Annotated in this window: 12 protein-coding genes and 1 tRNA gene; 8 read left to right on the top strand and 5 right to left on the bottom strand. The window is 65.2% G+C overall.

Annotation, left to right across the window (positions count from 1 at the left end; translation table 11 throughout):
* The first annotated feature begins 45 nt into the window (after positions 1-45).
* Together ACW17Z_RS02945 and ACW17Z_RS02940 are read left to right on the top strand one after the other, a co-directional pair.
* Positions 46-1224: an O-antigen ligase family protein gene (locus tag ACW17Z_RS02945; protein ID WP_492058478.1), complete on the top strand. Its 1179-nt coding sequence runs from the start codon at positions 46-48 to the stop codon at positions 1222-1224.
* Between the two features lie 175 nt (positions 1225-1399).
* Entirely contained in the window at positions 1400-2419 is a 1020-nt protein-coding gene (locus ACW17Z_RS02940; RefSeq protein ID WP_492057495.1) for a sterol desaturase family protein, read from the top strand.
* On the opposite strand, the gene hfsH is transcribed toward ACW17Z_RS02940, so the two are convergent.
* Genes hfsH through hfsE form a run of 4 tightly spaced genes read right to left on the bottom strand, consistent with a single transcriptional unit; the run spans position 2416 to position 6983 of the window.
* Positions 2416-3189, bottom strand: a complete 774-nt coding sequence (gene hfsH / locus ACW17Z_RS02935) for an oligosaccharide deacetylase HfsH (protein ID WP_492057494.1) — start codon at positions 3187-3189, stop codon at positions 2416-2418. The genes ACW17Z_RS02940 and hfsH overlap by 4 nt on opposite strands.
* Positions 3189-4121, bottom strand: a complete 933-nt coding sequence (hfsG, locus tag ACW17Z_RS02930; RefSeq protein WP_492057493.1) for a polysaccharide biosynthesis protein HfsG — start codon at positions 4119-4121, stop codon at positions 3189-3191. The genes hfsH and hfsG overlap by 1 nt, the downstream gene beginning before the upstream one ends.
* Positions 4118-5560, bottom strand: a complete 1443-nt coding sequence (hfsF, locus tag ACW17Z_RS02925; RefSeq protein WP_492057492.1) for a polysaccharide biosynthesis protein HfsF — start codon at positions 5558-5560, stop codon at positions 4118-4120. The genes hfsG and hfsF overlap by 4 nt, the downstream gene beginning before the upstream one ends.
* A gap of 7 nt (positions 5561-5567) precedes the next feature.
* A complete protein-coding gene (hfsE, locus tag ACW17Z_RS02920; RefSeq protein WP_492057491.1) occupies positions 5568-6983 on the bottom strand; it encodes a polysaccharide biosynthesis protein HfsE in 1416 nt (471 codons plus the stop codon).
* A gap of 286 nt (positions 6984-7269) precedes the next feature.
* On the opposite strand from hfsE, the gene ACW17Z_RS02915 reads away from it, so the two are divergent.
* Positions 7270-7360: transfer RNA gene (locus ACW17Z_RS02915), tRNA-Ser, on the top strand.
* Positions 7361-7614: 254 nt separating this feature from the next.
* Here the strand turns inward: ACW17Z_RS02915 and ACW17Z_RS02910 are convergent.
* Positions 7615-8361, bottom strand: coding sequence for a Crp/Fnr family transcriptional regulator (locus tag ACW17Z_RS02910; RefSeq protein ID WP_419317280.1), 747 nt, complete (start codon positions 8359-8361; stop codon positions 7615-7617).
* A 37-nt stretch (positions 8362-8398) separates the two neighbouring features.
* On the opposite strand from ACW17Z_RS02910, the gene ACW17Z_RS02905 reads away from it, so the two are divergent.
* The 5 genes from ACW17Z_RS02905 (at position 8399) to ACW17Z_RS02885 (ending at position 13554) form a co-directional block, all read left to right on the top strand.
* Positions 8399-10456, top strand: a complete 2058-nt coding sequence (locus ACW17Z_RS02905; protein ID WP_492057490.1) for a TIR domain-containing protein — start codon at positions 8399-8401, stop codon at positions 10454-10456.
* Between the two features lie 2 nt (positions 10457-10458).
* A complete protein-coding gene (locus tag ACW17Z_RS02900; RefSeq protein WP_492057489.1) occupies positions 10459-10863 on the top strand; it encodes a hypothetical protein in 405 nt (134 codons plus the stop codon).
* A gap of 20 nt (positions 10864-10883) precedes the next feature.
* Positions 10884-12641, top strand: coding sequence for a tetratricopeptide repeat-containing protein (locus tag ACW17Z_RS02895; RefSeq protein ID WP_492057488.1), 1758 nt, complete (start codon positions 10884-10886; stop codon positions 12639-12641).
* A 315-nt stretch (positions 12642-12956) separates the two neighbouring features.
* Positions 12957-13184, top strand: coding sequence for a hypothetical protein (locus tag ACW17Z_RS02890; RefSeq protein WP_492057487.1), 228 nt, complete (start codon positions 12957-12959; stop codon positions 13182-13184).
* Between the two features lie 55 nt (positions 13185-13239).
* On the top strand, positions 13240-13554 hold the full coding sequence (locus ACW17Z_RS02885) for a hypothetical protein (RefSeq protein WP_492057486.1): 315 nt from the start codon (positions 13240-13242) through the stop codon (positions 13552-13554).
* Positions 13555-13634 lie beyond the last annotated feature (80 nt).

Genomic DNA, 13634 nt, shown 5'->3' with positions numbered 1-13634 from the left:
CCGCTCCTCCTGCCCCAGATCGCGATCTTCTGCGCCTCGGTCGCCATGCTGCTGATCTACAGCGGTGGCTGGGAGCTGCCGCTGTTTGGTGAAAACGCGGGAGAGTCGGCCGGCGGGATCATGCGCGTGGCCTATCTGCCGGCCTATGCCGCCGGCTTCCTGCTTGTTGCGCTCAATCCCCGCAACCTGATCCGCGTGCTGATCCGTCAGCCCTTGCTGATCTTGCTGATGCTGATCGTGGTCGGCTCGACCCTGTGGTCGATCGCGCCTGACGTCACGACCCGTCGCGCGTTCGCTGTCACTTGCACCACCCTGGGGGGGCTTGCCCTGGCCGCGCGCTACAAGTGGGCTCAGTTGGCCGAAGTGGTGGGGGCCACCTTCATCGTGCTGATTGTCGCCAGCTTCGTCGTCTGTCTCGCCGTGCCGTCGATCGGCGTGATGACCGAGCTGTTCCCGGGCGCCTGGCGCGGCCTGTGGATGGAGAAGAACGCCCTCGGCGGTCTTATGGCCCTGGGATTCTGTCTGCTATCGGCGGCCGCCTTGCTGAATCCCCAGCGCGCGAAGCTCTGGTGGCCGTTCGCGGGACTGGCGCTGGTGCTGGTGCTGATGTCGACGTCCAAGACGTCCTTGGCCTCGCTGATGGTCGGGGGGGCGGCCCTGGTCTTTGTGCTGATTGCCCGGCGTAGTCCGGCAGCCGGAGCTGCGATCACCTGGACGGGTGTGACGGGGGTTGTCTTGCTAGGCGGCTTCGTCCTGGTCGCCTCGGATGTCTTCTTTGCTCTCCTGGGCAAGGACGCCACCCTCACGGGCCGCACCGAGATCTGGAGCGCGGCCATGCGCCAGATCGAGCAGCGACCCTGGACCGGGTACGGCTACGCCGCCGTCTGGGACAACAAGTCCGGTTGGGGACCGTTCGCCTGGATCACCAAGGATGCTGGATTTCAGGCGCACCATGCGCACAATTCCTGGATCGAACAGTGGCTGGGCATAGGCCTCCTCGGCCTTGCGGCATGGGGGCTGTTCTATCTTCAAACCCTGACCCTGGCGATCATCGCCGTGTTCCGCGACCGCGGTGCTTTGCTCGTCTTTCCGTTCCTGGTCGTCTACACGCTGGTTTCGCTGACCGAGAGTATTGCGGTGGTCTATAATGACTTCCGTTGGGCGCTTTTTGTGGCCTTCGCCGCCAAACTGGCCTTCTCGGATCGGGAACAGGAGCGCGGTTAACCGCTTCGCCGAACGAAGTTTTTAACCGCCTTGGCCTAGACCTAGCTCTGCTGACCACCAAGCGTCGCAGAAGGCGGAGCCATATTCAGTGAAACCTCCAGCGCTTCAGGCTGATCCGGACGAGCTCGTCCGGAGTTTTGCGCCGACGCACGTCGCGCGTTCATCGCGCTTCAGCGTGGCCCGGATCATGGTTGTTCTGAGCTTCCTGGCCTATATCGCCGCCATGGGCTCAGCCTGGTGGGCGGTGCTGCAGGTTGTTCCAACCCACGTGTCCGTCACGGTGTTGGGCCGCACGCTCGACACGGAGTCGGCGCACGAGCATATCAACAACGCCGCCCTGATCTTTCTTCTGCTGCCGTCGGCTCTGTGGATCGAAGCCGTGGTCGTCGGCTGGTCCAACAGCTCTGCCCGCCAGTTGCTGTTCGCGCCGACGGCGTCGCTGAAGACCGATATCGCCTGCTTTTTACTGGGGCAGGCCCACATCCTCGACATCTTTGGCCGTATCATGATGCTGGGAGCCTCGATGATCTCGGGCGCTTGGATCCATGACTGGCTGAGGACCACCACGGGCCTGGCCATAGGACCCGCGCCGCTTCCGTTCGCTTTGCAGTTGGTGTTCTACTTCCTCGTCTACACCTTCTTCGACTACTGGACCCACAGGCTGGACCACAGCCGGCTGTTCTGGCCGCTGCATCGCTATCACCACTCGGCCTCTGACTTCGGTGTGATCACTGCGGGACGCCAGCATCCCGCGGCCTTCACCGGACTGTTTGTCGTCAACCTGCCGATGGCCATTCTGGGCGCGCCCGCCGACGTGATGATCTACGTCAACGTGCTGGTCGTCGGGATCGGCTTCTTGATTCACTCCAAGATCGACGCGAACTGGGGCTGGTTTGGGCGCTACGTGATCCAGTCACCCAATCATCACCGCTTGCACCACAAGCTGGACATGAGCCGCCCCACTGGCCACTTCGCCATCGCGCCGATCTGGGACCGTCTGTTTGGCACCTGGTACGGCGACGCCGACGCCTCAATACCGATCGGGGTCGACACGCCCTACAGCCATGGCCTGTTCGTGCCGCGCGACATGGTGCGCGACTACTGGCATTTCTGGATCGGCGTTTTCGGCGGTCGCAATGACGGACCGGACTTGGACGTAAAGCTGTTTCCCAGGCGGGACTCCGCGAAGGGCTAAAGCCCGATCCGGCGCGCGCCCTCGGCCACGGTGACCACGTCGAAGCCGGCGTTCATCGCGCCGTCGACCAGCCGCTTCAAGGTCTCGGTCGAGCAGCCCCATTGCGAGGGGGTCTCAGACACATCGTGGGTGTAGAGGATCAGCCACGCTTTACGGGCATGGGCGCGGTCCAGCCACTTCAGCGCCACAGCCTCTCCGTCTTCGCCCTCGATCCCGACGGCAGGCGCCTGGTTGAGGTCCGCCCCGTTGGCGATCAGGCCGTGGTGCAGGGCGCGCACGGTCTTGAACCGGCCGGCCAGCAGCGTCTTGGCTGGCGATCCGACATCGCCATACGGATATGCGAAGCTGACCGGCTGTCCAGCCCCCCACGACTTCAGGGCTTCGGCGTTCTGGTCGATATCGGCGAGGGTGGCTTCTCGCGAGGCTTGACCGCAATCCAGGTGCGAGAAGGTGTGGCACCCGATCTCGTGCCCAGCGGCATGCAGGCGTGCGGCGTCTTCTCCCGTAGCGAAACGGCCCATCGGGCCCTCGCGACCGGTCAGGCCGCCCGCGAAATAGTAGGTGCCGCGCAGGCCGCGCGCTTCCAGCACCCTGGCGCCGGCCTCGCAGGCGGTGGCGGGCGCGTCGTCGAAGCTGAACGACACCATTGGCCGCGCCAGCTTCACGCGCGCCGGGCGGCGATGAGCCAGGCGGATCAGGCGACGCCGCAGCTTGCCCTTCAGGGTTCGGTCCGGCTCGTAGGCGTCGACCTTGTCGTGAGACATTTGCATCAGACGGACTCACAATAGAGGGCGGCGCGGTAGAGCCGCATGGCGAAGGCGCGCAGGCGGGTGGGCGCGGCCTCATTGAGAGCGAAGGCCTTCAGCATCGGCCGCCAGACGTCGCGCGCGGGCAATGACTTCAGAGCCTTGGCGACCTTGTAGCTGGGATAGGCGCTGACGATCTCGCGGTGGGCGCTGACAACCCGCGCGAAGTTTGACGCCGATTGCTCGTACTTGGCGGCCATGGCCGGAGCGGTGTCGAGGCCCAGATGGGTGGCCGAATTGTCGATGTGAAGGATCGGGTGATCGCGGCTCACGCGCATGGCCCACTCAACGTCTTCCCAGCCCCAGCCCGTGAAGCCCTCGTCGAACTCTACCGTTTCAAAGACGTCGCGGCGGACCAGCAGGTTGGAGGTGAAGACGTGCTTCTCGGGTGATCTGGCGCGTTCGGGCGCCGGGGTGCAGTCGCTCTTCAGCGCCATGGCCCGGTGCAATTCATGTTCGGGTCGCCGGGGCGTCTGGTCCAGGGTGAATCCGCCAAAGGCGATGGGTGTGTTCTCGCCTTCCGCCAGGGCCACCCAGCGGGCCAGAAAGTCTTCGGGATCCGGCAGCATATCGCTGTCCAAAAACAGGAAGTGACCGGCGCGTGCGTGACTGGCCAGACGGTTGCGGCCCTTGGCGCGCCCTTCGTTGGACGTCAGTCGAATGAACCGCGCGGGCAGACGCAGCCGCTCGATCCGGCCGGCGATGCGTTTGGCCAGGGCCTCGTCGCCGCCGCCGTCGTCCAGTACGATGATCTCGGCCCGCGCCATGGAGTCGTCCAGCGCCTTGAGCAGGGCCGATGGATCGTCGCGAAAGGTCGGGATCAGCACCGACAATCGCGGAGCGGCGTTCGACCACAGGGCGTTGTCGACGATGATCGCGTTGGCCGTGGAGGTCATGCTGGACGCGCCTTTCGCCGGGCAAGACCGGAAAGCTTGCCACGCAGACCGTCTATATTGAGTCCCAGCGCCACGCCGCCGTAGACAGCGGCCCCGACGGAAGCTTTCAGGATCAGTTCAAGAATTCCGCCCGGCGAGGGCAGGATCAGCACGGCCGCAGCCATCAGGAGGCAGGCGGCTCCCGCCTTGGCCAACGTAGCCCAGGGGATTGGCAGGGGCTGGGCGCTGCGGCCCAGGGTCCAGGCGGCCACAGCCCCGACGCCATAGCTGGCGGTTGTCGCCCACAGGGCGCCGTTCAGTCCGAACCGAGGGATCAGCAGTAGGTTCAGGATCAGGTTGGCCAGCGCGGGGACGGCCATGGCGGTGATCAGCATGGGCGTGCGGCGGCCCAGGGTGAAGGCCTGCAGCAGGTAATAGGTTGTGACACCCGACAGCCAGCCGCTGGCGGCGATCCACGGCACCACCGCAACTGCCCCGGCCCGCAGCGCCTCGCCGACCATCAGTTCGACCAGAGACGGGGCGACGATCGCCAGACCGACAGCCGCCGGCAGTGTCAGCAGAACCATGAATGAGGCCTGCTCGCGCGCGGCGCTCTTCAGAGCCGCTGGGCCGCCGCGCTCAAGCGCCGCGACCAGGGCCGGTCCGCCCGCCATACCCAGCCAGATGAAGACGACGTCCAGGGTGCGACTGCCGAGCGAATATCCGGCGTGATAGACGCCGACAGTGGCTTCGCCCAGATAGGCGGCCAGAAGGAAGCGATCGGTCGTCGAAAGCACCAGCGCCAGGATCAGGGACAACGCCACTGGCACCCCATAGGTCGCGTAGTCGCGGGCCATGGCGCTGTCGAAGCGACCGCCCCGCATCCGTCCAAGGTCGGCTGGCAACACGAACACCAGACACAGTAGCGAGATCGCGCCCATGCCCAGCAACGGGGCCGCGCCGCCCAGACCAACCAGAGCGAGGATCAGGCCCAGAGCGAAACCGCCGACAGTCTGGACGATATCGAGCAGCGCCGCGCCCGAGACTTCACCGGCCGCTCGCCGGCGTTCCTGCGACAGCTTGGTCAGGCTCTTGACGACGACGGCGGCGAAAGCGGCCGCCAGTGCGACCTTCATCGGCGCGTCGAGAGGCAGGACATAGAGTGCAACGCCGGCGATGACCGGTGTCGCCAGGGCGCAGGCGCCCCACAACCGATAGAGCGTGGTGAAATGATCCGGAAGTCGGCCATCCTCGGCGCGCGCCGCGAAGAAACGCGCCATGGCCGCCTCGGTCCAGGTCAGCAGAACGGTCTGGGTCAGGCTGAGCGCTGAGAAGGCGAGGGCGTAAGCGCCATATTCCTCGGGCGACAGCACCCGCGTGAACAGGACAATGGTCAGCAGGCCCACTACGCCTTGGGCGATATTGACCGGCAGATAGCCGAGGACGCCGCGCCAGAACATCGCCGCCTCAGCGCACCGCCGACCGATCCCCAAGCAGGCAGGGGATGGTCATGGCGATGATGTAGACGTCCAGCCAGAACGACTGCCGTTCGATATAGTCGACGTCGAGCGCGACCCGCTCGCGCACCAGTTCGGGCGTATCGACCGGTCCGCGCGAGCCGTTGATCGCCGCCCAGCCGGTGACGCCGGGCTTCATGCGGTGACGATGGGCGTACTGCTCGACCAGCTTGGCCGACTCGACATCGCCGGTTTTCATGCCCACGGCATGCGGACGCGGGCCGACGATCGACATCTCGCCGCGCAGCACGTTGAACAGTTGTGGCAACTCGTCGAGGCTGGTCTTGCGGATGAACTTGCCAACCTTGGTGACCCGGTCGTCATTGGCGCTGATCTGGCGCGCCGCGCGGGCGTCGGCCATTTCGTGGCGCATCGAGCGGAACTTCCAGACGAGGATTTCCTCGTTGTTGAAGCCATGGCGACGCTGGCGGAAGAAGATCGGTCCGGGGCTGTCGAGGCGCACGGCCACCGCGACAATGGCCATGACCGGGGCGGCGACGATCAGGCCGCCAATGCCGACGACAAGGTCCTGAAGGCGCTTGATAAGAGCTTTGCGCGCATTGGCCGGCGCGCTGGACAGATCGGCCAGCGCCGCATCGGCGATGCGGGAGATCGCAGCGTCGCTGTCGGCGTCGCGACCGACATCGACGAATAGGCTGATCGGGTTGGGCAGGACATCCAGCTTGTCGAAAAGCTGCCGTACGCGTGCCTGAGCCGTCGAGCTCACGGTAATCACAACCCTGTCGACGTAGGGCATGACACGGTGGTCGATCAGAGCCGAGGTATCTCCTAGCACAGGTACGCCAAGCAGGCTCTCTGGCGCGCGGTCCAGGCGGTCGTCGAAGATCCCCAGAACATTGACCTCGCCGGTGCGCAGGGCGGCTTCTATCAGGTGCTGGGCGTTGGCGGTGGCTCCGACCACGATGATGTTCGGGGTCAGGCGACCCTGGCGACGTCCTTGTGCGATCAGGCCCCACCACAGGGCATGAAGAGTCATCACCACGGGCGCCAAGCCCATGAAGGCCAGGACAGGGAAGGATTTGTTGGTGGGCAGGGCCGGCCAGGCCGTGTTGAAAGCCAGAACGACGGTCGCCGCGGCTCCGAACGCGGCCACCACGCGCAGCAGGTGGCGGGGCAGGAGCTCGCGCCGGGCGAAGACATAAGCGTCGAGCGCGCGCAGCGACAGGAGCAGCGCCACAAAGCCGGCGGCAAGCGCCGCGCCGGCGTTCAGGGTCAGCAGGGCGGCTCCAGAGCGATGGGACTGAACCGCGAAAATTGCGATGCAGAATCCCGCAGCGGTCAGTGCATCGACACCCCGAAAGGCGCGCGCCAGCGAGCGGGCCTCAATGCGGGCGCGAGCTGGCACCAGTTGTTCAGGACGAAACGGACCGCGTCGCGCGCTAGAGGGAGAGCGCCGCGCTGACCTGTCGCGCGCCTGAGCGGAGGGCGATTCCCCCTCGGACGCTGAACCCGGGTTCGCTGTGTTCTGGGCCTGGGGATCACGTGTGATGGCGGGTGACATGAGGCTCTGAACCGGTAAAACAGCGTTCAGGCTAGCGTCGCCGTCTGAGCTTCACGTTAACGCACCGATTTCCTTCGACGCGTGATTGTCATGTCGCCACGAACAGGCTATCCAGCCGCTCCTCTCAGGAGGAGACGTGGCCGAGAGGCTGAAGGCACCGCTTTGCTAAAGCGGCATACCCCAAAAGGGTATCGAGGGTTCGAATCCCTCCGTCTCCGCCAACTTTCTTCAATACAGCCAGACCGCCTCTTTGGCGCAGGGACAATTGTCCGACACCTGGACGCTAATCATGGCGTTCGCCTTGGCGGCTTCAACCCGTTCGCCCAGCTGATTCGCTTCGCATTCAGCTGGATATGGCCAGCTATGCATGTCCGGGCTTGGCGATCTGCCCGCCGGCGCCGGCGGCAGGGTTGCGGCGCCTGATGAACCCGTGTCGGATTTCGCCGACCCAAGTGGTCGGGACTGAACCTTCCGACTACACTTCTCCACCGATGCGTTCGATCTCGTCGGCGAGAGCGGGAAGGTCGAGAATTCGCAGCGTGCGGCCGGTCTGGGAGACGATCTTGAGGCTGGCCAAGCGGTTGAGCTCCCGGGTGACTGCCTCACGCTGACTCCCGACCAGCACGGCCAGCTCGGCATGGGTAGGGCAGGGCTGGATAGTGGCCTGTTGGCCATCGCCGCCCGCCATGGTCGCCATGCGCAGAAGCTCGATATCGACGCGACAGGCCACCGAGACGGCGCTCAATTCGAACAATCGATCGGTCAGCGAGCGCGTCAGACTGGCCAGGTCCTCCAGGATCGCCCGCATGAAACGGGGCGATTGCTCGAAAAGGGCCTGGATCAGGGGTTGCGGCAGACGGGCGACGCGCGTGTCTTCCAGCGCCACGATGTTCACCGAACGGGGCAGGCCATCGATGGCCGAGATTTCGCCGAAATAGCTTCCCGCCGAAATTCGACGATAGCCGACCTCACGCCCCGAGCGGGCATATTGATTGGCCAGCAGGGCGCCCTTCAGCAGCAGATGAATGCCGCCGGTCTCATCCAGGCGTTGGAGGATCAGTTCGCCCTTGCCATAGTTGAGGTGCTCAATTTGCTGAGCCAGGGCCTCGATTTCCTCACGGGCCATGTGCCGGAACAGTCTGTTGGCGCGATAGTCTCCTTCAGGCGGCGGCGCGATCGGCGTATGGCTCTGGGCGAGCGGCGAGGGGGGAATCACGGCCATCGAGAACGCTCCTGCACTGTCGAACTGGGGACGACGAATGGATAGCCGACCACAGTATCGGGCCTTTATCAGCTATAGCCATCACGACCGCAAAGCCGCTGAATGGGTTCATCGCGCGATCGAGACCTATCGCGCGCCACGCCGCTTGACCACAATCGGTGGCGGCGCGCCAACGCGGAGCCTGACGCCGATCTTCCGGGACCGCGACGAGCTTAGCGCCTCGTCTGATCTGGGCGAGGTGATCCGCGACGCCCTCGACCGCTCGGAGGCCCTGATCCTGCTCTGTTCTCCCGCCTCGGCGAACTCGCGCTGGGTGGACCAGGAAGTTGCCCATTTTCTGACAACCCACGGGCTCGGCCAGATCATCTGCGTGATCGCGCCCGCGACGCCGACGGGAGTGTCGCTGATCGCGACCTTGCCGCCGGTCTTGCGCGCCGCTTTGCCGCCGGACACCGAGCCCCTGGCGGTGGATCTGCGGCGCAGCGGCGACGGCCCGAGGCTGTCGCGCCTGAAGATCGCCGCGAGGCTATTGGACGTAAGCCTTGACCGGTTGGTCCAGCGCGACGCTCGTCGCAGTATGCAGCTGATGACGGCCTTCACTGCTGCGGCTCTGATGGTGACGATCGCCATGGGGACAATGACCATCGCCACCCTGAAGTCCCGTCAAATTGCCCGCGACCAGCGTGACGAGACCGAGGCCCTTGTCGCCTACATGTTGGGCGACCTGCGCGAGCAGTTGGAACCGGTGGGACGGCTGGACGTCCTGGATGGCGTCGGGGCCAGGGTGCTGGCCTACTACGGCAAAGCGCGCAACGATCAGCTTGACGACAGGGCCCTGACACAACGCGCCAAGGCCCAAACCCTGCTCGGCACGATCCGGGACCAGCGCGGCGACTTGGCCGGGGCTCGCGACGCCTTTGGTCAGGCCGCGTCCACGACCCATGAACTGGCGGTCCGCGCGCCCAACAACGGCGAGCGGATTTTCGACGAAGCGCAGAATGTCTACTGGCTGGCCTATATGGAATGGCGACAAGGCAATGCCGTGGGGGCGGAACGTGGCTTCAAACGGTACGGCGAGTTGGCCCAAACCCTGGTCGCGCTCGATCCGGGTCGCGCCGATTGGCGGCTTGAGGTCGCCTACGCCAAGAGCAATCTAGGCACCCTGTTGCTGGAGCAGGGAAGGGCGGAGGAGGCGCTGGTAACCTTCCGCGCCGCTCTGGCCACTTTCGAGGCCGAGCGCGCCCGCGCGCCCGACAATCAGGACCGCCTTGTCGATGCTGTGGACTCCCATGCCTGGGTGGCCGACTCCTTGGTCAGGCTGGGTCGGCCTCGCGAGGCTCTCGCCGAGCGCGAGGGCGCTGCGGACCTCTTGGCCAAGACCTCGGCGAGGGAGTCTGCTGACAAGCCGCTGGCAGCGAGCAGCCTGGCCGCTCAGTTGGCTCTCGCGCGGTTGGAGCTGGATCTGGGAAGAGTGACCCAGGCCCGCGCACGGTCGGTGGCCGCGATGCGGGGCCTGCGTCAACTGGTGGCTCTCGACCCGACCAATACGAGATGGCGGGAATATCTGCTGATCGGTCAGATGGACACTGTAGACCTCGCCGCCTGGACGGCGCAGCCGGTTCAGGCGCGCATCGCCCACGCCGAGGCCGCAGCAATGCTGACAAGGCTGCGGGCGGTCGATGAGGCCAAGGCTTGGCGCGTCGACCTCGACGGTCGACTTGAACAGCAGCGGATCCTTTTGGCGCGTCTCGGTGGTGACCCCAGGGGGGCTCGACGCTTGGCCCTGGCGTTGCGGGATCGTCTGGATGCCTTGCCGAACGCGCGAGAATCCGCCGCCGAACGCGCTATTGTCTATGGCGTCGTCTATTTGGTGACGCAGCAGCCGGAGGCCGCAATATCGGCCTTGGCGCCGCGCCGCAAATCACTATCGCCGGTCGGTCGCGACATCCTGGCGCGCGCCTACATGGCTCAGGGCCGGCGCGGCTTGGCAGACGCCATCGTGCGGGATCTCAGGGCGCAGGGCTACGCCCATCCCGGCTTCCTTGCATTCTGGAAAGAGTCGCCCCTAGCTGGCGCCAGACTTCAAGGGGACTGAAAGTGACAGAGCCAACACCCAGCCGTGTCGTGGAACTGATTGTCGGCATCGCCGACGGCGTAAACTTCATGAATGTCCTCGATCCGGAGAACCCGACTCCGCTGTCGCTGGACCTGAGTCATCGCTGTGAACTGGTCTTCAGGCTCAGTGACAGCCTTATCGACGCCGGGTGGAAGTTCCAGCGGCGCCCGATCTCCATCAAGGACGATTATGGGCTGAATTTTTCGAGCTATGTCTGGGTCACCCAGTGGTACGGGGCACCGCTAGCCCCACATTCGTGCTTCAAGATCATCTACGAATGCGTCCGAATGGGCGAGTATGAATACAGCCTGTTCATGACCGACTCGCATGACCAGAGCATCACCCTGGATCCCAAGATCGAGAACGGCGCGGGCAAGGTACCCTGATCGAGCCGCCGGCTTTCGACATGGATGCGGTCACCGCGCTGATCCAGCGCGGTGAGATCCTGGCCGCCTATGACATCGCCCGCGCCGCCCTGGAGGCGGGCGATGCGTCGCGTGAAATCGCCTACAAGGCCGTGCTTTGCCTTGCGAGAGCCGGGGCGGTCGATTTCGCAAGAACCGAATATGTTCGCCTCGGACTGGACCGGATCGACGACGATCCCGACATTGTCGCCTTGGGCGCGCGGCTTCTGAAAGACTTAGCCCTGGCTGCGAGGGGGCCCCGCCGGACGGCTTTCGCCAGGGCCTCGACCCGGCGTTACCAAGCGCTGTTCCAACGCTTCGGCGGTCTCTACGGCGCGATCAATGCCGCGACCATGACGCTCGTCGCCGGAGATCGCGCGGGTGGGCAGGCCCTGGCTGCGGCCATGCTCGTTCAGCCACCGTCGCGACTGACAGGCGTGGCGGCTTATTACGATGCCGCCAGCCGGGCCGAGGCGCTGTTCCTGACAGGTCAACTGGAGGCCGCGCGCGACACGCTGGCCCAAGCCCTGGAGAATGCGCCCCGCGCCTTCGCAGCTCACGCCTCGACCCTGCGCCAGCTGGAAATGCTGTGCCGCGAGACGGGCGTTGATCCTGCCTGGCTCACGGAATTTCGACCTCCGGCCTGCGCCCACTTCACCGGCCATATCCTGGACGCTTCGCGAGAAGGCGCCCTGAGCGAAGGACTGAGCAGCAATCTACGGGAGCAGGCGGACCGCATGGTGCGGGAGCAGGGGATCGGCTTTGCGTATGGTGGTCTGGCCGCAGGGGCAGACATCGTCTTTGCAGAGGCGCTGCTCGACGCTGCCGCCGAACTGCACCTGGTTCTGCCGGTGAGCCGGGAATCCTTTATCGCGGTGTCGGTCGCGCCCTTTGGGCGCGCTTGGGGCGAGCGTTTCGATCGCTGCTTCGCCCGCGCCACGTCCGTGCGCTACGCCTCGCTGGACCCCTATGCCGGGGATGAGCAAGTCTTCGCCTACGCCAGCCAGATCGCCATGGGTTGCGCAGTGCTGCGCGCCCAAACCCTGTCGACCGAGGCGTTGCAAGTGGCCGTATGGGACGGTCACGCCGCTGCCGGACCGGCCGGAGTGGCGGTGGACCTGGCCTACTGGGCCAGGGGCGGCCGCAGGCAGGTGGTCATCCCGGTGCTGCGTCCGCCGGCGCCTCCAGCGGTCGCGCCGTCCTTGCGAGACGCCGAAGCATCCGCCTCGCGCGCGATGAAGGCCATGCTCTTCGCTGATGTGAAGGGGTTCGGAGCGCTGCGCGACGACCAGATTCCTGCGTTCATCGATACGGTGATGGGGCAAATGGCCAAGGTGATTGAGGGGCTCGATGCGCCTCCGCGCCACGTCGAGACATGGGGTGATGGTCTCTTCCTTGTCTTTGACCAGCCGATAGACGCCGCTGTGGCCGCCCTGGCTCTGCAGGAGGCCCACCGTGCGCTGGACCTTCGAAGCCTCGGCCTGCCGCGCAGTCTTGGCCTCAGGATTGGCGGTCACTATGGACCGGTGCACCTGACGACCAATCCGCTGACCAAGGCGCCGGCCGTCGTGGGGGCTCACGTGGTGGTCGCCGCACGTATCGAGCCGGAGGTCGCGCCCGGCTCCGCCTGTGTCAGCGAAGCCTTGGCCGGGGCGCTGGCGACCCTTCACGGGGATCGCGTCCGTTGTGGCTACGTAGGGCGCACCCAAGGGCGCAAGGGATTTCCGGCGACCCCCATTTTCAATCTCACGCACGCCTGATTTTATCTACCTTGGGTTGAATTGGTGTCGATATCTCTGGCGATGTGCAGATCCGCACAGTCAGGCGCCGGCGGCGCATTCATATTTCCGGACGTAGGCCGCGACGACAACAGTCCAGGCGGCTGCAGAACCTCTCTGTCGACCGCCATCGTTGGAGTGCCGCCAAGACCTACACAGCATTCGGCTTGCCACCGCTGGCCGTTTTCGCCGCCTCCGGACCCGACTGCCCCTTCGGTCGGGTCCCTCTCCCTGAACATCTTTCCAGTCGCGCCGCCGATGGAACAAGCCCCTTCCCGTCGTATCAGGAACTTAGCCATGTCTCTCGAAGCTGCCGTCCTCGGAGGGCCGTCGATCGGCCAAGAGGTTATCTCCGACGCGTTCGCCTCCGACCCGGCGGCGATCATCCTCAAGCATGCTGTAAAGATCTGGGCCCGTGATCACGGCTTTGCGGAAGACGATGTGTCCAGCCTGACCGAAAGGGTCGTTGCCTTCACCTGCTCAGCGATCCTCGACTGCCAACGCAAGGTCCAGGTCGTTGTCTAGTCTGTTACTGTTCAGGATCCCCGGAGCGATCCTGGCTCACGCTAAAAGCCTCATCGTGGGTGGCGCTGAAAGCACCAGTTCAGTACGGCTGGATGCGCCTCTCCCCGCCGCCAAGGCGAGCGGCGACGATGATGATCCCACGACTCACGACAAGACCTTTTGGGCCACCATGGCCGGAGCTGATAGGCGGCTGGCCGAGCTTCGGCGCGCCATCGATGAGGCTGCGGCGGAAGCGATGGCGCGCGAGACCGGTGAAGACGCATCGCCTGGTCACAAATCCCAACTCGGCGAGAGCCGATGCGCAACGGCCAGTCGGATGATCATCGACGCATTGAGCACGGAAAATCCATCAAATCCGCAGCCGAAGTGAGCGGTGGCCAGAGCGTATGGTTGTCGCTGCTCAGCAAGCGTTGAGTCTAAAAGAGCCCATAAAAAGGCGAGGCCAAGAGC

This window comes from Caulobacter sp. GSs2, assembly GCF_058680895.1.
Note: the sequence above shows the minus strand (reverse complement) of the source record. Positions and strands in the feature narration are given on the sequence as shown.